The organism is Jeotgalicoccus huakuii, from assembly GCF_036665975.1.
Taxonomy (GTDB): domain Bacteria; phylum Bacillota; class Bacilli; order Staphylococcales; family Salinicoccaceae; genus Jeotgalicoccus; species Jeotgalicoccus marinus.
This window is the reverse complement of record NZ_JAVIYN010000004.1, coordinates 104907-126505: the sequence shown is the minus strand read 5'-3', so window position 1 is coordinate 126505 and position 21599 is coordinate 104907. Positions and strand designations below refer to the sequence as shown.

The 21599-nt window shown below is 35.3% G+C and carries 24 protein-coding genes and 1 riboswitch; of the genes, 8 read left to right on the top strand and 16 right to left on the bottom strand.

Annotated features, from left to right (window positions below; genetic code table 11):
* Positions 1-64 precede the first annotated feature (64 nt).
* The 4 genes from V6E76_RS03585 to V6E76_RS03570 all read left to right on the top strand — a co-directional run bounded on the left by V6E76_RS03585 (position 65) and on the right by V6E76_RS03570 (position 2386).
* Complete coding sequence (locus tag V6E76_RS03585) at positions 65-568, top strand: gamma carbonic anhydrase (RefSeq protein WP_247349387.1); 504 nt, start codon at positions 65-67, stop codon at positions 566-568.
* 93 nt (positions 569-661) lie between these two features.
* Entirely contained in the window at positions 662-1648 is a 987-nt protein-coding gene (locus V6E76_RS03580) for a proline dehydrogenase family protein (RefSeq protein ID WP_247349386.1), read from the top strand.
* A gap of 17 nt (positions 1649-1665) precedes the next feature.
* Positions 1666-2031, top strand: coding sequence for a FluC/FEX family fluoride channel (locus V6E76_RS03575; protein WP_247349377.1), 366 nt, complete (start codon positions 1666-1668; stop codon positions 2029-2031).
* Positions 2024-2386, top strand: a complete 363-nt coding sequence (locus V6E76_RS03570) for a fluoride efflux transporter FluC (protein ID WP_247349375.1) — start codon at positions 2024-2026, stop codon at positions 2384-2386. Before V6E76_RS03575 ends, V6E76_RS03570 begins: the two co-directional genes overlap by 8 nt.
* Before the next feature lie 470 nt (positions 2387-2856).
* Here the strand turns inward: V6E76_RS03570 and V6E76_RS03565 are convergent, their stop codons facing one another.
* From V6E76_RS03565 to V6E76_RS03545, 5 genes are all read right to left on the bottom strand, one after another.
* Entirely contained in the window at positions 2857-3483 is a 627-nt protein-coding gene (locus V6E76_RS03565) for an LbetaH domain-containing protein (RefSeq protein ID WP_247349373.1), read from the bottom strand.
* Positions 3484-3577: 94 nt separating this feature from the next.
* Complete coding sequence (locus V6E76_RS03560; protein WP_499797705.1) at positions 3578-4816, bottom strand: Zn-dependent hydrolase; 1239 nt, start codon at positions 4814-4816, stop codon at positions 3578-3580.
* 10 nt (positions 4817-4826) lie between these two features.
* Positions 4827-5852, bottom strand: coding sequence for a lipoate--protein ligase (gene lplA / locus V6E76_RS03555; protein ID WP_247349370.1), 1026 nt, complete (start codon positions 5850-5852; stop codon positions 4827-4829).
* 41 nt (positions 5853-5893) lie between these two features.
* A complete protein-coding gene (locus V6E76_RS03550) occupies positions 5894-6760 on the bottom strand; it encodes an SIR2 family NAD-dependent protein deacylase (protein WP_499797704.1) in 867 nt (288 codons plus the stop codon).
* Between the two features lie 39 nt (positions 6761-6799).
* Positions 6800-7534 carry a DUF429 domain-containing protein gene (locus V6E76_RS03545; RefSeq protein ID WP_247349349.1) on the bottom strand — a complete coding sequence of 245 codons (735 nt, stop codon included), beginning with the start codon at positions 7532-7534 and terminating at the stop codon, positions 6800-6802.
* Between the two features lie 66 nt (positions 7535-7600).
* On the opposite strand from V6E76_RS03545, the gene V6E76_RS03540 reads away from it, so the two are divergent.
* Positions 7601-8506, top strand: a complete 906-nt coding sequence (locus V6E76_RS03540) for an aminoglycoside phosphotransferase family protein (protein ID WP_499797703.1) — start codon at positions 7601-7603, stop codon at positions 8504-8506.
* A gap of 38 nt (positions 8507-8544) precedes the next feature.
* Here V6E76_RS03540 and V6E76_RS03535 read toward each other — a convergent pair whose 3' ends face one another.
* The 6 genes from V6E76_RS03535 to V6E76_RS03510 form a co-directional block, all read right to left on the bottom strand.
* Entirely contained in the window at positions 8545-10074 is a 1530-nt protein-coding gene (locus tag V6E76_RS03535) for a Na+/H+ antiporter NhaC family protein (protein WP_247349345.1), read from the bottom strand.
* A gap of 126 nt (positions 10075-10200) precedes the next feature.
* Positions 10201-10869 carry a GOLPH3/VPS74 family protein gene (locus V6E76_RS03530; RefSeq protein ID WP_247349342.1) on the bottom strand — a complete coding sequence of 223 codons (669 nt, stop codon included), beginning with the start codon at positions 10867-10869 and terminating at the stop codon, positions 10201-10203.
* A 58-nt stretch (positions 10870-10927) separates the two neighbouring features.
* Positions 10928-11506: a GNAT family N-acetyltransferase gene (locus V6E76_RS03525; RefSeq protein ID WP_026866667.1), complete on the bottom strand. Its 579-nt coding sequence runs from the start codon at positions 11504-11506 to the stop codon at positions 10928-10930.
* A 78-nt stretch (positions 11507-11584) separates the two neighbouring features.
* Positions 11585-12430 carry a patatin family protein gene (locus V6E76_RS03520; protein WP_247349340.1) on the bottom strand — a complete coding sequence of 282 codons (846 nt, stop codon included), beginning with the start codon at positions 12428-12430 and terminating at the stop codon, positions 11585-11587.
* Positions 12431-12497: 67 nt separating this feature from the next.
* The gene (locus V6E76_RS03515; RefSeq protein ID WP_026866665.1) at positions 12498-12710 is read right to left on the bottom strand and encodes a helix-turn-helix domain-containing protein; all 213 of its coding nucleotides are present in this window, start codon (positions 12708-12710) and stop codon (positions 12498-12500) included.
* A gap of 11 nt (positions 12711-12721) precedes the next feature.
* The gene (locus V6E76_RS03510; RefSeq protein WP_247349337.1) at positions 12722-13360 is read right to left on the bottom strand and encodes a DUF2975 domain-containing protein; all 639 of its coding nucleotides are present in this window, start codon (positions 13358-13360) and stop codon (positions 12722-12724) included.
* Between the two features lie 174 nt (positions 13361-13534).
* Here V6E76_RS03510 and V6E76_RS03505 point away from each other — a divergent pair, with 174 nt between their 5' ends.
* Positions 13535-13756, top strand: a complete 222-nt coding sequence (locus V6E76_RS03505) for a hypothetical protein (RefSeq protein WP_247349335.1) — start codon at positions 13535-13537, stop codon at positions 13754-13756.
* Between the two features lie 53 nt (positions 13757-13809).
* Here V6E76_RS03505 and V6E76_RS03500 read toward each other — a convergent pair whose 3' ends face one another.
* From V6E76_RS03500 to metK, 3 genes are all read right to left on the bottom strand, one after another.
* Complete coding sequence (locus tag V6E76_RS03500) at positions 13810-15189, bottom strand: NAD-dependent succinate-semialdehyde dehydrogenase (RefSeq protein ID WP_247349332.1); 1380 nt, start codon at positions 15187-15189, stop codon at positions 13810-13812.
* 75 nt (positions 15190-15264) lie between these two features.
* Entirely contained in the window at positions 15265-16173 is a 909-nt protein-coding gene (locus V6E76_RS03495) for a nuclease-related domain-containing protein (RefSeq protein ID WP_247349330.1), read from the bottom strand.
* Positions 16174-16201: 28 nt separating this feature from the next.
* The gene (metK, locus tag V6E76_RS03490; RefSeq protein WP_026866660.1) at positions 16202-17386 is read right to left on the bottom strand and encodes a methionine adenosyltransferase; all 1185 of its coding nucleotides are present in this window, start codon (positions 17384-17386) and stop codon (positions 16202-16204) included.
* Positions 17387-17481: 95 nt separating this feature from the next.
* Positions 17482-17584: riboswitch (SAM riboswitch) on the bottom strand.
* Between the two features lie 210 nt (positions 17585-17794).
* On the opposite strand from metK, the gene pckA reads away from it, so the two are divergent.
* Entirely contained in the window at positions 17795-19369 is a 1575-nt protein-coding gene (gene pckA / locus V6E76_RS03485) for a phosphoenolpyruvate carboxykinase (ATP) (protein WP_247349327.1), read from the top strand.
* A gap of 56 nt (positions 19370-19425) precedes the next feature.
* Here pckA and ytkD read toward each other — a convergent pair whose 3' ends face one another.
* Positions 19426-19884 (bottom strand): RNA deprotection pyrophosphohydrolase, encoded by a 459-nt coding sequence (ytkD, locus tag V6E76_RS03480; protein WP_247349311.1) that lies wholly within the window; start codon positions 19882-19884, stop codon positions 19426-19428.
* 74 nt (positions 19885-19958) lie between these two features.
* Between ytkD and yidD the strand changes: the two genes are divergently transcribed.
* Complete coding sequence (gene yidD, locus V6E76_RS03475; protein WP_247349298.1) at positions 19959-20198, top strand: membrane protein insertion efficiency factor YidD; 240 nt, start codon at positions 19959-19961, stop codon at positions 20196-20198.
* On the opposite strand, the gene menE is transcribed toward yidD, so the two are convergent.
* Positions 20188-21597, bottom strand: coding sequence for an o-succinylbenzoate--CoA ligase (menE, locus tag V6E76_RS03470; protein WP_247349276.1), 1410 nt, complete (start codon positions 21595-21597; stop codon positions 20188-20190). The two genes, yidD and menE, sit on opposite strands and share 11 nt — an antisense overlap.
* Positions 21598-21599 lie beyond the last annotated feature (2 nt).

Below are 21599 nucleotides of genomic sequence, written 5' to 3'. Positions count from 1 at the left end.
AAAAAAATTAAAATTTGATATGATGAAATCATTATAACATTCCATAAAAGAAAGGAAATTTAAAATGATACTTGATTACAAAAATCACAGCCCTAAGATTAGTGACAGTGCTTTTATTGCTCCAAATGCAACCATTATCGGTGATGTTGAAATTGGAGAATTTTCTTCAGTATTTTTTGGTTCAGTAATTCGTGGCGATATTGCACCCGTGCGTATCGGAAATTACACTAATGTTCAAGACCTTTCTATCTTACATCAAACACCAGGATTACCTCTAACATTAGAAGACAATGTTACGATCGGTCATAAAGTGACCCTTCACAGCTGTACAGTTAAAAAAGGTGCCTTAGTCGGTATGGATTCAACGATACTTGATGAAGCTGTTATAGGAGAAAATTCCTTTATAGGTGCAGGATCATTAGTTACAGGTGGTACAGTCATCCCTCCGAATACAATGGCATTTGGACGTCCTGCAAAAGTTGTGCGAGAACTCACAGAAGAAGACCTAGAAGAGATGAAGAGAATCAACGAGACATACGTTGGTCACATTCCAAATTATAAAAATTAAAAATTTAAAGTTTTTACACCAAATATATTATAAAAGGATATATAATAGCTTTAAACAATAAAAAGAAAACGCTTTACTTGTAGGAGGATTAGTATGGGAGTAGTAAGAGACATATTTATTGGTTTATCAGAAAATAAGGTTTTAAATGACGCATCAAAGCAGATGGGGTTACGCTTTGGCGCACAAAAAGTCGTTGGCGGAACTGGTGTTGAAGATACACTTAAATGTATAAATGACATCAACAACCAAGGTATGAGTGTTACATTTGATAACCTTGGTGAGTTTATTTCTGATAAGTCAGAGGCAACTACAGAGAAAAATAATATTATAAAAATGATTAAAGCAGTACAAGATAAAGGTGCAAGTGCCTACCCTTCGGTAAAACTTTCTCAAATAGGGCTTCATATAGATGAAGAATTTTGCTACCAAAATATAAGAGAGATTATTGAAGCTGCTAAGAAAACGGATATGTTCGTTAACTTGGATATGGAGAATTATGTATCCAAAGAACCATCTATGAGAATTCTCGATAAGTTACTTAAAGAATTTGATAATGTAGGTACAGTCATTCAAGCATATTTTTATGATGCGAAGAAAGATGTAAGAAAATATAAAGATCAGCGTATACGTATCGTTAAAGGTGCCTATAAAGAACCTTCAACCTTAGCGTATCAGTCAAAAAATGACATTGATCAATCGTTCTTCGAAATTATTAAAACACATTTAGTTGAAGGCGAAGGATTTACTTCAATAGCAACACATGATCATAACATTATAGAGAAATCAATTCGCTTTATTGAAACTCAAAATATTTCTAAAGATAAGTTTGAATTTCAAATGCTCTATGGTTTCCGAAAGGAATATCAAGAAGAGTTGGTAAAACGCGGCTATAACATGTGTGTGTATGTACCATTTGGTACGGATTGGTATGCATACTTTATGAGACGTTTAGCTGAGAGACCTCAAAATTTAAACTTAGTTGTAAAATCAGTTACTAAGAGTAATAAATTTAAAGCTGCAGCCATTGGTGCTGGTGCACTTGCAGTTGTTTATGGTCTGTATAAGTTAATTAAAAAATAAATTAAGATAGGATTTTTATGAATAATTATATAAAAATTGGCGTAGGTGCGATGCTCGGTGCACTCCTACGCTTTTTATTGTCAATCGGTACTTTGAACCTAGCACTTCCCTTTTTCACAGGTACCTTAATCGTTAATATTGCTGGAGCCTTATTGATAGGTTTTCTAATTGCAAAAAACATGAGTCCCGGTAAAACTGCATTTTGGATTAAAGGGTTTTTAGGTAGCTTTACGACTTTTTCACTGTTGTCTTATGAACAATACCTACTGTTGTCTTATGGGGACTATTTGGTTTTTATCGTGTATTTAGCAATTAATCTTTCCCTAGGGCTAATCGCAGTCTTTTTAGGATTCACTCTAGGAGGGAAAAAGGTCAATGATTAATTTAATTACCATGCTCGTGGCAGCAGGACTTGGCGCATGCTTACGCGTATACATCTCAAATTTAGCAGTGTTCAAAGACAAAGAAATGCCATACGGCACACTTGCAGTCAATATTATCGGCTCTTTTTTAATGGGCTTGTCCGCGATGATTTTACTCGCTAATTCACAGTACTACTTTGTCATTACAACAGGATTCTTAGGCGGATTCACAACCTATTCCCAGTTCGCCTTAGACCAATTCGATCTGTTGAGAGAAAAGAAAACCGTACTATTCTTCAAATACTCCCTAGCGAGCATCTTCTTCACACTCGCTGGTATTGCATTTGGTTTAATTGTGGGTAGTATGTTTGTATGATTTAGTAGGTTGTGGGAGTCAGGGTCAATGAGGAAATGATGTTAAACTCCGAGTAGATTTGAAGGTCAACGTCTAAATGCTGTTAGACTTCTAGCAGCTTTGAAGTTCAACGTCTAAATGGTGTTAGACTCCAAGCAGTTTTGAAAGTCAACGTCAAAATGGCGTTAAACTCCAAGAAACTTTGAAGCTCAACGCCAAAATGGCGTTAGACTCCAAGACACTTTGAGGCTCAACGCCAAAATGGCGTTAGACTCCAAGACACTTTGAAGCTCAACGTCAAAATGGTGTTAAACTCCAAGGCCCTTTGAAGCTCAACGTCAAAATAGTGTTAGACTTCAAGACACTTTGAAGCTCAACGTCAAAATGGTGTTAGGCTCCTAAACTCTTAGAGGATCAACATCAATAAAAAAATATATACTCAATATGAAAGTGGATGAAGATTCTTATAATAAGAACCTTCATCCACTTTTCTAGTCTTCATAATGTTTATTCACAAATTCTTCTATTGGTAAGTAAAAGTCATCAAGATTTTCTTTTACTTTGTCATGTGTCCAGTGCCACCACTCTATTTGCAGTAGTTTTTCAATGATGTCATCGCTGAAGCGTTTCTTAATTTCTTTACCCGGAACACCGACAACAATTGCATAGGGTTCTACATCTTTTGTCACCACTGCACCTGCGCCAATCACAGCACCGTGACCAATGGTCACTTCTGGGGAAATGATTGCACCATGTCCAATCCAAGTGTCATGACCAATAACTGTTTTACGACTCTCTCTATGCTCAAAAAACTGCTCATCATCCGTGTCACTAAAGCCGTACATTTTTCTTCTATAAGTAAAGTGATGTAATGTTGGTCTCTCATAGGGGTGATCCGTCGGTCCTATTCTCACCATAGCTGCAATATTTGAGTACTTCCCAATGTCAGTATTCTGTACGAAACAAAACTGACCGGTGTATGAAAAATCACCAAATGTGCTGTTTTCTATAAAATTATACATACCAACTTCAGTGTAAATCCCAAAATCACAGTTTGTAATTTTAGCATGTTCATGTACTGTCACATCATGTCCCAATTGCTTATCTGAAATATTCATCTTGACCCTCCACAAATTCGCTTTCTTATATTTTAACTTGTTGCCAAGTTGGAAATTGTAAAGGTGTCGTGAATATCATGTAATTACAGTTAAATTATTTTTTCGATAAAAGTCTCATCACTGTCGCGAGTAGCACATTCCCACCGTTATCTATTTCCTCATCGGAAGTATACTCTAAGGGATTGTGACTCACACCATCTTTACTCGGCACAAAAATCATGGCTGATGGGGCAATTCTGTTAATCATCTGAGCATCATGCCCAGCACCTGAAATCATTCTCTTAACAGTTAAGTTCAAATCTTTAGCTGACTCCGTAATTGTATCCCCTATCATTTCGTCAAACACAACTGGCTCAAAAATTGCAAATTCGGTCGCCTCTACACCTATTTCACCTTCTGTCTCAATTTCTTTTAATAACCCTCTGACAAATTCTTGTGCTTCATTAAACCCTTCATCTTCAGGGCTTCTCATATCTAAAGTGAAAGTCACTCTAGATGGAATGATCGTTGCAGCATTGGGTTCTAATTGTATTGAGCCGATCGTTGCAACAGTTGCCAATTTATTGTCATTAATGTAGTTATATAAACTCGATGAAAAATATGCAAAAGCCTGCATCGGATCTTTTCTTAAATAATTCGGTGTTGACCCTGCGTGGTTAGCTTCACCGGTAAAAATGATTTCCCTTCTGGAATTCCCTTGTAAATTATATACTGCACCAATCTGTACATTCTCTTTCTCTAAAATCGGCCCTTGTTCTATATGGAGCTCTAAATACCATTCAGGCTGAATAAAACCAGGCTCATGTTCGCCTCTATATCCAATTCGCTCGAGTTCATCACCCATACGTTTTCCATCCATACCGATTGTATCAAGTGCTTTTTCTAAACTTAAATCACCTGAGTAGACTAAAGAACCCAGCATACTTGGTGGAAATCTCACACCCTCTTCATTTGTAAAAACAACAATGGTAATGGGTCTAGGAGATTTAAAATGATTTTCTTTTAAAGTTTCTACGACTTCAAGGCCCGAAAGCACTCCAAGCACACCGTCATAAATACCAGCATCAATCACTGAATCTATATGAGATCCTATCATCAAAGGTTTCTGATTTTTGTTATCATCAGTTTGCCAAGTTGCAAACATATTACCAAATTGATCCAATTGGACAATTAACCCTAATGACTCAAACCAAGATTTGACCAGATCTCGCCCCGCTTTGTCCTCATCCGTTAAAGCAAGTCTAACTAATTGGCCCTCATCGTTTCTTCCAACTTTACTCAATGTCTTAATTCTGTCTAATAATCTTTTCTTATTAATTTTTAATTTATTCAACATGTCACTCCTAACCTAATATAAGACCAACAAATTCTGAAACCTTTATATCTCCTAGACATTCTTTTAAGTCAATATTCTCGAGTGCTCTCATTAAATTATCTTCTTTTAATCGTACACCGGTCAATGCGCTTTCGACTGTCTCAGTATCTTTACTCCCAAAAAAGTCACCGTAGATTTTTGCCTGCTTAATTGTTTCATGTTCTACATCTAGACTAATTTCCACAGTACCGATACTAAAACGATCACTTTTTGAATAAGAATAGCTCGGAGTTTTACCGTAGTTCCAATCCCAATTTAGATATTTCCGTTCCATCATTTGATCAATATTAGACCAATCTTCATCAGTCAACTCATAAGTTTTTATTCCTTTTTTGCTACTGACACCAAAGATCTTCAATATCATCAATTCAGAAAACTCAACACTCGTAAGTGACTTATATTTTTGTGACAAATAAGGCCTAAGTGAATGTACACGACTTCTTACTGATTTAATACCTTTTGAATCCAATTTTAATCTGTTGGGTTTTAGTGCATTAGAAATTGCCGTTTCATCAATATCTAAAAGTAAAGAATATCCACCATACTGGCGCCCGTTTACTATACTCATCGCCGCTCCTGAAACTTTCTTTCCATCTATTTCTAAATCATTTCGTCCACTTTTCTGAACATTTTCTACTCCAAATTCATTTAATATTTCAATAACAGGTCGATACATATCATCAAAGTTTACGTCACTATTTTGATTTTCTGATTCTTTTAAAAAGCAAAAGTTCACACAGTCTTTGTCAAGATAAATTGTACCGCCACCGGTATCTCTTCTAACAAGATTAATATTATTTTTTTGGATATAAGGTAGGTTTACTTCCTCCCTTGCATTTTGGTATCTACCTACTTGGACTAGAGGCTCAGTTATATATGGAAATAATATATCCTCACCAAAAAATAAATTTTCCTGAGCATAGACTTGAACACATAAAGCCATTGCTCCATCAAAAACATACTCACCATTTCTTTTCATTTCTATTAAATACATTTTTACTCACCTTTGTCATATTTGTGTTTATAGACATTTTATTACATCATATTCTTAAACAATTCTCTTATATTCTCTTGAATCCAAATCGTATTTCTTTTGATTTTTTCAGGTATACTATAATCTTTCAAATTAACAGTGATATAAACAGTATCCAATTTTGATGCTAAATCTTGGAAAGGATGTTTAATTACTTGTGGTGCCATATAGCCACACCCAAGTTCTAAGATCAAAAGTTTTTGATTCTTATACTTTTCTATAAAATTATCATATCTAAGTTTTTCCTGATTAAATTGATCATCCTCAACCATCCAATCTGAGTGATTTCTTCGATTTAATTCCATAGGTTCTTGGCAAACTGGACAATAAGGAATTAAATCATCACTAACTTTCATATCTTTTTCGTTAGCTAACATTTCTTTAATCATTACTTCATTATCGTATCTCTTATTGTGGCAGCCTTTAGAGCACTGCAATAAATTATATTTACCTTGTACATTGTATACTTGATTTTCTGGAAAATTTGCTACTTCAAAAGAATTGTCAGCATTTGAGGTAATGATATGATAAGTCTTACCTTTTAATAGATTTCTTAGGTTTAAATAGGAATGACCCACAGGCTGACTGAAATAATTTAAATCTACAAATCGTGAGAAAAAAGACCATTCCTCATTTAAATCTTCAAAATCAAACACACTAGCTTGGAACATATCTAACCATGAATATTTATCTATAAAGTCTGGAAAAGCTTCAGTGAATCGATGTCCACCATAGGTGAAACCGTCCGCCGCGCTCATTCCAGCACCGACACCAATTAAGATTGCGTCGGCTTCATTCATCGCCAGTTTAAGTTTAAACTTGTTTTCTAACTCTTTGGAATTAAGGACTTCCCAGTAATGTTTTGCCATAATATCACCTACAATTAAGCTAATACTTTCTATAGTTTATTAATATTCTATAAGTTCTGGAATTACGATGTATCCATCTTCAATATTACCGAAATTACGTGGTCTTGCATAATGACGATCAATTGTGTACAACCCAAACGCACACAAGAAGGCATCCATCTGATCTTCTAAATGCTTGTATTTTTTAACAGACATGTCAGCCGGGTCTAACTGATAAAATTCTGAAAACCCACTGATGATTCCACATTCTTCAAATTTCTTAATTTCATTCACTAAGATTGCCATACGATCAACTGTCTCAGAAAAAGTCATACCTTTCTTTCTTTTATAATTCACAGGATAGATGTTAGGAAATATTCCAGCACAAATTCCAGTCGGAAAGGTTTCTTCGATAGTATGTTGATCCTTTTGACCAATCGAAGTGTTTGGGATTTTATCGACCAGTAAATGACTTAAAGTCTCCCCTCTAATACTTTTAAAGGTTTTTTCTAAAAATGTACGATTCGAATTGAAAGCATATACTCTGTGGCCATTGATTCTAGATTTTAAAAGCAATCTTTCCGCATCTCTTGAGCCTTCAACATTATTGACAATCAGTGGTGCATCTATACCGATTATTAAATTTTCTTCTTGTTCTTTTGCAATCATCTCGACGATATCGTTATTCGTGAAAATTTGAGAGTCTAAATACTCTACTTTCCCTGACTCATCAATGATGCAAATACCAGTTTCATTCTTGTAAGTCCAAGCGAGATCAATACCAATGTATTTCATATGATGACCCTTTCAATTTTTTATCTATGGTAAAATTATATCACTAATAAGATTGGAGTCACTTTCATGATAAGTAAAAATGAGCTGCAAATACTTTTGAATATAAAAGAAATTCAAGAAGTAGAATTTTTAGATAAGGGCTTTTCCGACGATAGTAAATATGTGGTAAAAACGATAGAGGACAAATTTCTTTTAAGACTGACTTCAATTAAAAATAAAGATCGAATGCTTCAAATGATTTCTCTTTTAAAACAAGCACAGGTAAAGGATATCCCTACACATCAAGTTATTGATCACGGAGAATTTTCAGAAACACAATATTATCTGTTAATCACTTGGATTGAGGGTCGTGACTTAGAAGTAGTTTTACCAACCTTATCAAAAGAAAAACAATACGAAATTGGTCTTCAAGCTGGTGAGATTTTGAAACACATTCATGATTTTGAGATGAATTCATTTAGTGAAGATACCTGGGAGAACAGGTTTAATAAAAAGATTGATAAAAAGATTAAGGTCTATGCCGAATGTGATGTTAAATTTGATTATGGCGACTTATTTATAGCAGCTGTTGAAAGTCGTCGTTATCTATTAAAGGATTTACCTATCGTCCAACATCACGGAGACTTTCATATTGGTAATATGTTGATCGATGACAAAGGTCATTTATATATTATTGATTTTGACCGTCACGACACAGGTGACCCTTATGAAGAATTTAATAGAATCGTTTGGTGTGCTGGAGTCAGCTCCTATTTTGCCAGTGGTCGAGTAGATGGATATTTTAATAATAATGTTCCAAATAAATTTTGGGACTTACTCATCCTTTATATTTCAAATAATACTTTGTCTTCATTACCATGGGCAGTTCCATTCGGAGATAAACAAATCGATATTATGAAAAATCAAGCGAGACAAATTCTTGATTGGTATAATCAATTTAATACCAATATACCTTCTTGGTATATTTCATAAAAAACGCCTTGAAATTAATTGATTTCAAGGCGTTTATCTTATATTTCAACTGTTTTATCTTTAGATTTTGCTCGTCTATTCAAGGTAAATAAAATTCCGACGAGCACTACAGCAGTCGTGATGATACCTAAAATAGAGTTTTCTGTGAAACCTGTCATTAGGAACCCACTTGCTGCTGATAATGCAATAATTAATGCATACGGTAACTGCGTTCTAATATGCTCCATGTGGTCAGCTGCTGCACCTGTTGATGACATGATACTTGTATCAGAAATCGGTGAGCAGTGATCTCCAAAGAGTCCACCAGAAATTGATGCACCGATCGCGAGTGCTAAACTCATATCAAGTTCGTTTGCCATTGGAATTGCAATTGGGATCATGATGGAGAATACACCCCATGAGCTACCAGTTGCAAAGGAAATTAAGGCACCTAAAATAAAGATAACCACTGGTACAATAAATCCAGGTAGGAAACTTCCAACATAGTGTGCAAGAACTTCACCTAAGCCCATAGTTGTCGCAATCCCACCTATGGACCAAGCCATCACTAAAATTACAGGTACAATCATGACTTGCATAAAGCCATCTACCCAGTCGTTTAACAATGTCTGTAAAGACAATTTATAGCGAAGCATTGCATAAACCATTGCTCCGACACTACCTAAGAAAAAGCCAGTCGTTATTGCAAATATGATGTTTGCATTCAAGAAGGCATCTACAAAGCCATTCGTAACAATATCACCTGTCCAAAAGATTACACCAAATATTCCAGTGAAAAGTAGGAGTAAAGGAATAACGAATGAGAAGATATCTGCTTTTTGTTTATCCTCTTGATTTTCATCTGCGTTAATCATAAGTTTGTCATTGTCACCATATAATTTCCCAGTATCAATGGCACGTTTTTCAGCCTTATACATTGGACCAATATCTAAGTTCATGTTAATAACGAACAAGACTCCGATAATCGCAAATATTCCATATAGATTAAAGGGAATCATCTGTACAAATAAGGTCCATGGATTATCTGTTAGAGCTAAAGCCGTTAACTGAGTTCCGATAATTCCAGTTATGAATGGACCGTAAACACTAATTGGTGACATGGCTGCTAAAGGACTACCCATTGAGTCGATTATGTAAGCTAGTTTCACTCTAGAAATGTTTAACTTGTCTGTTACTGGGCGCGTAATTGTCCCTAAAATTAGTACCGGCTCTGTGTAGGAAAATAGAAAAGCGCTCCCAAATACGAAGTTCTGTCCTTTTTTACGTGTATTCACCTTTTTAGTTGTAAATTCCGCAAAGGCTTGTCCTGCCCCAGTTTTCCTCAAAATATTGATGAAACCTCCTGTAAAGACTACGAGTAGAATTAACGCAGCATTCCATGAATCCGCAATCGACGGAACCATGACATCATTAATTGTATATGTAAAACCTAAAACAGGATTCCAATTGTTAATTACTGTTGCACCAAACCATACACCTAAAAATAAAGCGACCACTGTTTGCTTCGTTAAAATCGCAATAATAATCGCTAATAAAGGTGGTAACAACGATAAAAGCCCATATTCCATAAAAACACCTTCTGTTATAATATTGTTATTAATTATTTATAATACAACACTGAACAGAGAATGAAAACAATGAATATGATCTTAAAAATAACCATTGAATGTTAAGATGATCTATTCACAGCACATCTAATTATTAATTATCGTTGTCGTTGTGACTGCCGTTGTTGTTGCAATTAAAATTGCCGCTTCAATATCTTCGATAGACTTGGATACGAGTTTCCCATATTCATTATTCTCAACAATATCATCTAAACGTTTATTTGCTTCTTTTTTATTTTCCTTACCGAAGACTTCATTGACTAGATCACATGCTTTAATTAGAGACAGTAACATTGCTATTTTAGGGTCTGGACTCATATCCTTAAATACTACATCATTGACATGATTTCTAATTTGATTCTCTGGCTTTTCATTGATTGTTGGATAGACATTAGAAGTAAATATAAATAATGAAGTTTTCTCTTCTTCTTTAAGAATTCCCTTGTCAACTAGAGATAAGTAAATAGGCGTTTTTAACGCATCTTTATTTTGTGCAAAATGATTAATCCAATGATCCATCTTTTTCTTTCTTTTAGAATCGTTGATCTCTTTTATAACTGTATCAAAATAAGATACATCTGTTAGAGAATCATCTATTACTGTTACCTTATCGTCTACTAGTTCAACCTTTTCTTCCAAGGCAAGTTCTGCAAGAACTGCCCCACTTAAGCCATAATCTAATGAAGATGAGGTATTTGCCGTCCCTTTTTCATCATCTGTGCCTAAAAGAATTAGAGCTTCTGCAATTGTGAACATATCTACACCTCCAGAGTATTATTAATCAATACCATTCTTGGTGTTTATGTAAACAATTTTAAAGTTGTTTCACATAACATACACACTTATATTGACGTTCAATCTCAGAAAACTGTTCGATATTTTCTCCAGTATAATGCGCGAACATATACATTGGTATTAGTGTATCATCTTCTGGTTTCACATTATGAGCCATATCATCATAGCTTAAGTATAAGTGATAATATTCACTTTCTTTAATATAATCATTTCTTTCAAACCATAGATGTGAATTACCTTCTTCTCTCGTCCATGCTTCTAAATAGTTTAAACCAATTTTTGCAGCTTCTACGTCTGCTTGTTCCATTAAAGCTAGACCAATGCCCTGGTTTTGATAATCAGGATGAACTGCAAGATGCCAAATCATTCCACCTATGCCCTCATCTAGTGAACATATTTTTTCATCTTCAGAATCACATTCTATATCAATTAATCCCACTACTTGGTTATCCTTAATTGCGACCAATTCAATCGCCTTATTTTCATATTGTTCTTTAGATGGGTGAACATCGTCAAAGTAAGGGGTATCTAAAAAAGATAATACTCTACATCTGACCCATCCTTGTTCATCAGTCGGTTGAAATGCTCTTATTTCCATTAATTTCTTCCCCTCAATTTCAAATTTTTATTCTTATATTTTAACACACAAAAAAATAAGTCCCAGTATTACTGAGACTTACTCCATAAATGATTTTATATCATTCAATTTTGCTTTAGCATCCTTATAACCGAGCTTATAGAGCTGTTCAAGTTTTGCTTTATTACGCGTCGTACGACCGACACCTGTATCTACGCTCGGTGCAATGACTAAAACATTGCCTTTTTTCTCTTCATCAAAAATATATGCTAAGCGTTCATTATAATGTTTATATCGTATTCTAATACGCTCATCAATCTTTGGGTACTTTTTATATGATATTACACTCGCTGCTCGACTTGGTTTTTTATAGTAACCTCTAGGTTTCGTCAAAACAACAATATTCTTTTCATTACCATCACTCTCTGATTTAACGAGTGGAATTGGATCTGAAATTCCGCCGTCGAACATCATTTTACCCCCGACATCTACTGGCTGTGCGAAAAATGGAATTGAACTGGAGGCTCTTAAACAACTCCCTAGAGTATCCACATCATAATCGTCTTTGTTAAAATATACAGGTTCACCCGTCTGACAATCCGTCGTTACAATAACGAATTCTTCAGGACCATCGATGATTCTTCTTATATCTAATGGATCAATATTGTTGGGAATTTCATCAAATATGAAATCCATGCCAAATAACTCACCTTTTAAAAACAAGTTCTTATACGATAAATAACGTTTATCGTTTACGAAATCAATGTTAACGCGCTTATTACGTCCACTTTGATCTGACAGATAAGAAGCAGCCATACACGCACCTGCAGATACACCGATGACATACTGGAAATTAATCTTGTCTTCTAAAAAACATTCGAGTACCCCAGCAGAATATATGCCTCGCATTGCTCCTCCTTCTAAAACTAAACCTGCTTTTGACATAACCTATTGCTCCTTGTCTTTATATCTATTTAATTACAAGGTATCATAAAATTTATTTCTTGGTCACCTATTCAGATTCATCTTCAACATATTCTAAAATATCTGCAGGTTGGCACTCCAAAGCTTTACATATCGCATCTAAGGTGGAAAAACGAATGGCTTTTACTTTTCCTGTTTTTAAGTTTGATAAGTTAACATTTGAAATTCCGACTTTTTCTGCCAGTTCACCTAAAGCCATCTTACGATCTGCAAGCATTCTATCTAATCTCACTACTATCATCTTTCACCCTCCTAGACCGTTGCATCATATTCATCTTGGAGAAAGGCGCCATATTGCATCGTTTTAGCAATAATCCAAATTAGAATACCTGCAAAAATTGTTATGAAGTTAAAGCTAACTGTACTATCAATATTTAGAAACTCTGCAACTTCAACTGGTAGTGAAGACATAGCCAAAGCGTTCGACACTAAAGTGGATGAAAAATAAGTTAATAGTGTTTCCATTAGTGATAATAATACGAAACTATAACCGATATACTCAATGTACTTGCTGTTTTTTGGAACAAGGATATCCCCTTTACGTAAATTATTCAACCATCTATATAAGAAATAGATAATTAGAAACATCGGTACGATACTGAGTGTTGAAACAAATGCAGTAATAACAAGTAAAGTTTTGTCTACAGTTACGGATGATAGTAAATCATCAGTAATGGCGAGTGAAAACCCTTCTCCTTCAAATGTAAAATTTGCGGGTATACTGCTCAAAATATTCATTAATGAATCGACGGGTACCATAATAAGTACGAAACTTGCGACTAAGGTTGCCAATGTTGCAATACCTACAAGTATTAATGCGATTAACGAGATGACATACATAACAGAAACTAGTGCTTTAAAGCGCTTGTGTGAAACGATTTGATTAGTCATAATGTACCTCCTGTTTTTTTGGTAACTTAAATATACATCAAATTTTAACTTAAATCAATATATTTTTAATGTTTATCATTAAATAATTAATTTTATTCGTGTTATACAATTAATTAATTGATAATAGCCGCGTTTATTGAGAAAATAAAAGTATACGCTTACAAAGGAGTATTCATGAATAAAGAAAATATTAACCGTCTCATTTATATGTACATATTAGTATTTGTGGTTATCGTTATTGTTCAAATTATGTTTTTAGATGGAATTAACTGGGCAAGTACCATTGTCATGCCTGCCCTTGTTGCTCTGCTCTCACTTGGCTTTCGTTCAAATGTGAAAAAAGATGAAGAAATTGCGCGTAAAGACGAAGCGAACTACAGAAATAAGAAAAAATAAAAGGAACGAATCTTAGTAAAAAAGTACTAAGATTCGTTCCTTTAACTATATTTTTATAAATTAATTGAGGTCACTTTCGTTTCAGTGTAAGGTTCTAAACCTTCAATTGCACCTTCTCTTCCGACGCCACTTTCTTTTAGACCACCAAATGGAATATTTGCAGCACTAGGTGCACCGTTATTCCAACCGAGTACGCCGAAATCTAAAACATCTGTTAAATACACACCCGTCGCATAATTTTCAGTGAAGTAATATGCAGCTAAACCAAATTCTGTACCATTTGCCTTGGCCACTGCCTCATCTAAGTTACTGTAGCTTTGGATCGGGGCAAGTGGTCCAAAAGTTTCCTCTTTCATACACAACATGTCATCGCTGACATTAGAAAGGACTGTGGGTTCTATGAAGTAACCTGCTTCTTTATTACCTTGTCCACCAGTTTCAACTTTCGCACCTTTACTGATCGCATCTTCTAATTGATTCATGACCTTATCATAGCCATCTTCATCAATTAAAGGCCCAATTTTTACTCCGTCTTCCATACCATTACCCATTTTTAACTCTTTAACTTTTGCTGTAAGTTTTTCTGTGTATTCTTCTAGAACATCTTCGTGAACATACAGTCTATTTGCACAGACACAAGTCTGTCCCGAGTTCCTGAATTTGGAGGCAATCGTACCTTCTACAGCTTTGTCAATATCTGCATCCTTATGAACAATTAATGGTGCATGTCCTCCTAGCTCCATCGTTACATTTTTAACAGTTACAGATGCGTCACTCATTAGTTTTTTACCTACTGCTGTTGAGCCTGTAAATGTGAGTTTCATAATCTTATCAGATTTTGTAAATATCTCACCAGCATCTTTACCAGAGGCATTGACGTACTGTATTACACCTTTGTCAAAACCTGCTTCTAATGCTAAATCAATAAATTTCATTGCGGATAATGGTGTCGCACTAGCCGGTTTTACAATAAAGGTATTTCCCGCTGCTACTGCTGGAGCCGCTTTTCTGGCCATCATTGCAACTGGGAAGTTCCATGGTGTGATTGCCGCAACGACACCAATCGGATGGCGCGTAACAACGATACGGTTGTTTTCTTTTGAAGATGGTACTGTACGTCCATATATACGTTTAGCTTCTTCTGCGTAATATCTAATATAACTGTTTGCATAGTCGACTTCACCCAGCGCTTCAGTTAGCGGTTTTCCGCCTTCTTTCGTTACAAGTTCTGCAATTTCTTCTTTATTTTTATCAATTTTGTCAGCCCATTTAAAAAGTAAATCGGCTCTTTCATAGGCAGTGAGTTGTTTAAATGATTTAAAAGTCTCATCTGCTAAGTCTATTTTCTTTTCTATATCATCTTGACTATCTTTCTGCACTTTCCCAATTTCTTCTCTTGTTGCGGGATTAATTACAATAATTTCTTCTGACATTGTTTTTCCCTCCAAAAATAAAATCGTCCTATAAATAATTATAGGACGATTAATTTCAATTTACAAAATTTAAGATCACAGACTCTGTTCTAAAATTGCATCTGCAATTTCATCTAAGTCTTTAACCGTATATTGGAATCTGCCGTGGAAGACATATTTCAAGAAGAATGCTTCTAGGTCTTCTTGGCCGACAATTACACGGATTGATGGATCTTCTGAGTAGTTTGTAATTGAGTAGTTACCATTATCTTTAGGGTTAAAGTAAATAATCGGTACGATATCATATTGTAATTTCAACTTGTTTTTAAGCTTCTCTGCAGTAATCTTCGTCTCATCGATGACACCATTATAGTGATTAACAGATACGTTTTTCTGGTCTGCTTTTTCGAAGATTAATGTTTGTTCTCGTTTCTTATCTAGTTCGAGTAAGTCAAAGAATGATTCTACATAAGGGACTGTTTCAAATTGTGCTTCGTTCACACCATGTAAAATGTGTCCACTCCAATACTTAGAATCAATCAAGTAGATACCCGTACGTGTTAAAACTAAATGGTCGATTTTACGTGTATTCGTATAATTTCGTGAAGGTAGGAATACATTAGATAAGATAATCATATCGGATTCGCGAATTTTCTCATCTTTGACCAACTTATCTTTTAACTGAATCAATGCTAAGTCTGTTAAATATTCACCTTTGTCTACTGAGAACTGATGTAAACTTGATAATTTGTTATCGAGTAAAGTCGTATCATTATAATACTTCTCATTTAAATTCGATAATTCTTTTTTGTGTTCAAGTCTTTCTGCTTCATGTTCACTTTCGTACTTCTGTACTAAAGATTCTTTTTCTTTAGCGTGATTGTCTTCAACAACTTTCACTTGATTGCGATGTTTAAAGTAATAAACTAAAAACCAGATTACTACTATAAGAAGAACGACAGCAATCGCAATAAAAATGGGATTCGTAAAGATTTCCGTGTTCATAACATTCCTACTTTCCAACAGTGCTCACTTAGCGATTTCTTAATAATTCTTTAAGCGCATCGACCTTATCTAATCTTTCCCAAGGTAAGTCAATGTCTGAGCGCCCAAAATGGCCATAGCTTGCAGTCTGTTTATAAATTGGCTTTCTTAAGTTTAACATATCTATTATTCCATCTGGTGACAAATCAAACAGTGCTCTAATGACTTCAACAATTTTATTTTCATCATATTGTCCTGTTTTAAATGTATCAACAGAGATAGATACCGGTTGAGATACCCCAATTGCATATGCTAATTGGATTTCACACTTATCAGCAATACCACTCGCTACAATATTTTTAGCAATATAACGGGCTGCATAAGCTGCTGAACGGTCCACTTTTGTTGGATCCTTTCCAGAGAATGCACCGCCACCATGACGTGCATATCCTCCGTAAGTATCCACTATAATTTTACGACCCGTTAAGCCAGCATCCCCTTGTGGACCACCGATTACAAAACGACCTGTTGGATTGATGAAGTATTTAGTTTCATCATCTAAAAGATGTTCAGGTACAACTGCTTTAATCACATGCTCTAATAAATCATCATATATTTCAGAAGCAGGTATGTTCTCATGATGTTGAGTTGAGATAACAATCGTATCCACACGGAGCGGCTGACCCGCTTCATCATATTCAACTGTCACTTGAGACTTACCGTCCGGTCTTAAATAAGAAATCGTCTTATCTTTTCTTACTTCTGTTAGACGTCTTGAAATTTTGTGAGCAAGTGCAATAGGTAAAGGCATGAATTCTTTCGTTTCGTTAGTTGCAAATCCGAACATTAAACCTTGGTCACCTGCACCAGTTGAAACCCCTTGTGATTCTCTCGTTTCAAAAGCATTGTTAACACCAACTGCGATATCTTCTGACTGTTCATCAATACCAGTTAATACTGACATCGTCTTATAATCAAAACCGTATTTAGCATCCACATAGCCTATTTCCTTAACTGTTTCACGAACTGTCTTAGGAATATCTACATAAGTTTCAGTACTGATCTCCCCTACAATTAAAGCAAGACCTGTATTAACTACAGTTTCACATGCCACTCTTGCATATGGATCTCCTTCTAAAATTGCATCCAGAATCGCATCAGAAATCTGATCTGCAATTTTGTCTGGGTGTCCCTCTGTGACTGACTCTGATGTAAATAACTTTCTTTCTGACATTAAAATTCTCCTTTATAGCTAAATTAGCTATCTCCTAAAGCAAAAAATAAAGCCTTATTCTCCACATAAACATAGAGAAAAAGGCTCGCCCTTTTCCCTTATCGCTCAGAATTACTCTGCATTCTTTAGCACCTTTCTTGAAAAGGAGGTTGCTCTGGCTTCACAGGGTTTGATCCCTCCACCACCTCTTGATAAGAGATAACTTAGCTATATATTACAATATTGATATGTGATAATCAAGATTTAGACCAAATCAAACTAATATAATAAGTTAAATTTATTTCTTAAATTAGAAATGTGCATCATTACTTATAGATGTGCTCTTATTATAGTGTTATCGTAAAAAGTAATGTGTTATACTAATTTCTAAATAATGCGTTTTAATTCAAATATTTTTGGAGGCGAATCATGGTTAATCACAAGAGTTTAATCGAGGACTTAGTCGCTAAATCCTCAACACACAAACAACTATCAAACAGTGAACTAGTAGAGGCTTCTTTACGACGTGGTGAAGCTACATTAACAAACACTGGTGCCCTACGTGCTCAAACTGGTGAATATACAGGCCGTAGCCCTAAAGATCGTTTTGTCGTAAAAGATAGCGTATCTGAAAATAAAGTCGATTGGGGAGACGTTAACCAACCAATTTCCGAAGAGATATTCGACAATTTGTTTGAAAAAGTTACTACATACTTAAATGAAAAAGAAGAGTTATTTGTTTTTAATGGCTATGCTGGTGCTGATCCTCAGACTCAACTTAAACTACAAGTTGTGAATGAATTCAGTTGGCACAACATGTTTGCTAAAACTATGTTCATTCGTCCTGAGACTAAGGAAGAAGCATTAGCGATCGATCCTGAATTTACAATTGTCTCTGCACCAACTTTTAAAGCAGACCCTGCTGTAGATGGTACAAAATCAGAAGTATTTGTACTCGTTTCATTAGAGAAGAAAATAATTCTTATTGGTGGTACTGAGTACGGTGGAGAAATGAAGAAATCCATCTTCTCTATCATGAACTTCTTATTACCTGAACAAGGTGTAATGAGTATGCACTGTAGTGCAAATGTTGGAGAGAACAAGGACGTTGCACTATTCTTCGGTCTATCTGGTACAGGTAAGACAACGCTATCTGCAGACCCCGAACGTGATTTAATCGGTGACGATGAGCACGGTTGGAATGAAGATGGGGTATTCAATATTGAAGGTGGTTGCTATGCTAAAACAATCAACCTATCAAAAGAAAAAGAGCCCGAAATTTTTGAAGCAATTAAATTTGGCTCTGTTTTAGAGAATGTTGTTATTGATGAAGAAGGTAATCCGGATTATGATGATGATGCATTAACTGAAAACACACGTGCCGCTTACCCACTTAACCATATCGATAACGCACGTATTCCATCAGTTGCAGGTCACCCGAAAACAATTGTCTTCCTGACAGCAGATGCATTTGGTGTATTACCGCCAATCTCTAAATTATCTAAAGACCAAGCAATGTATCACTTCTTGAGTGGGTTTACATCGAAACTTGCAGGTACAGAACGTGGTGTCACGTCTCCACAACCAGTATTCTCAACATGTTTCGGTTCACCGTTCCTACCATTACATGCAACAGTCTATGCAAATATGCTAGGTGAATTAATTGATAAGCATGATGTTAACGTCTACCTGGTTAATACAGGATGGACGGGTGGAGAATACGGTGTTGGTAAGCGTATGGATCTCAAACACACTCGTTCAATGGTTAGACGCGCAATTAGCGGTGAATTAGAACTTGGTGAATTTGTTAAAGATGATGTCTTTGGATTATCTATCCCTACTGCTGTCACAGGTGTTCCTGAAGAAATTTTAGCGCCGGCTAATACTTGGGAATCGAAAGATGCTTATAATGAGAAAGCACAAGCACTAAAAGATCAGTTTATTGAGAACTTCAAAAAATTCGGTGAAGAATCTGCAGAAATTGCAGCTAAAGGCGGATTTTAAACAATAATTATATACAAAACGGACCCAACAATTATACTTTGTTGGGTCCGTTTATTTTACTGACAACCATGTTCTCTTACTTCATTATATAGATGAATAATACATTCATCTTTTAACAATTCGCTTTTATCTTCATCATCAATATCTTCAATTTGTGTGACTAACTTAGGCCCTAGTGTCTCATGATAATCTTGTAGTCCATCCAAGCGTTCTATGTTACAACAGAATGCCGCTTTACTAAAGGTATCTTCACCATCATTTACTGTGTAGGTTCCAACGAAATGTAGGTTTACTACCAAACCACCTGTTTCTTCATACAGCTCTCTTTGTGCTGCTTCAACAAGTGATTCGCCTTGTTCAACTTTACCACCAGGAAATTCTAATCCTCTTTCTTTATGATGCGTCAACAGAAACTGATTATTAAGTTTAGGAATAATTAGCACATGATCTGTCTGATCGACATACTCATATTTTAAGGTAACTTCTCGTCCTTTAAAATCTTTAAATGTTTTCATTTAAACTCCTCCCCTTGCAGTCTACGTATTATCGGCCTACAATAACTGTACTACTATTAAAAGGTGATCGACTAATGAAAAAAATTCTAATCAGAGCAGTTCATTTCTATCAAAAAAATATTTCCCCAATGTCACCGCCGACTTGTCGTTTCTACCCGACTTGTTCTAATTATGCAATCGATGCTATAAATGAACATGGCGCAATCAAAGGGTCGTACTTAGCAACAAGACGCATTCTTAAATGTCATCCCTTCCATGAAGGCGGGTTCGATCCGGTACCAATAAATACAAAGAAGAAAAAATCTAAATCTTAGTATTATCTCTCAATACCTTTTCATCTAGGTCTAGAAACATATTTCTATTAATTGTTCTAGATATCTTTCCAGTTGATGTTAACTTAATCTCATCAACATAGTGTATTTCTCTTGGTATTTTATACTTTGCTAAATGCTCATAAAGATGATTTAATAGACGGGACTTATCTACAGGTTCTTCTAGAAGTAAAACGGGAACCTGCCCCCACTCGTCATCATCTTTTTTAATGACCACACAACGATTCACTTCTTCAAGCATATAGACAACATCTTCTATTTCTTTCGGATAAATATTCTCGCCACCACTAATAATTAAATCATTACGACGATCAAGAATATAAATGTATCCGTCATCATCAATACTCGCGACGTCTCCTGTATTGAAATACCCATCAGTATGATCCATATCTGCATTTAAGTATTCCTTAACGACAGAGTCACCTTTAATCAAAAGTTCATGAGTCGATTCATCTAGCTTGATTTCAGTTGCAGTTGTATGAATATTCCCCACTGTTCCACTTAGAATGTTTTTATCATTGGAGGATATTTGAACAATCTGTGAGCAAGTTTCAGTCATACCAAATGAATTATAAACAGGTAATCCTTTGTCGATTGCTGTTTTTAATAATTTAGTCGTAGTACTCGCCCCACCTAACAGTATGCCTTCAAGGAAATGTTTACCTTCAAATTTTAATAAGCGTTTTAGCATCACAGGAACCATTGAAGTATGGCTAACTTTTTCATTTTCTAAGATTGACCACACAGATTCAGGGTCAAATTTATTAACTAAAATTAAAGTACTTTGACTCATTACAGTTCTAAACATAACTGACAATCCTGAAATATGAAAAATCGGATTTACCATCATCCATACACTGTCTTCATTATAATTCATTTCATTCTGGCAATTGTTATGTGATGCCTGGTGATTTCCATAGGTTTGTGGGACCGCTTTTGAACGTCCTGTGGTACCTGAAGTAAACATAATGGATAATATATCATCCGCATCTGGTTGATTCACCATTGCAGTAGCTGATGGCAAATCATATAGCTCATCAAAATGAATCATTTTAGTATCGGGTATCTCACCTTGAACCGTCGTAATGACTGTATCAACAACGACATCATCAAGCTGTGATCTAATTTCATGACCAGTTAAACGCGTATTTAATAATACCATTTCTACGCCATGTAACATTAGACCATGTATTAGAATCACTGAGTCAAAAGAGTTATCGATTAAAAGCCCGACTCTTTTTTGATTTAAAGTTTCTAAATGAGTCGATAGCTCATGTGCTTTCATATATAACTGTCTGTAGTTTAAAGTCTTTCCTTTATATTTAACCGCTACCTTGTCTGGATTTTCCAACATAGCAGATTCTAGCCATTTATATGACACTT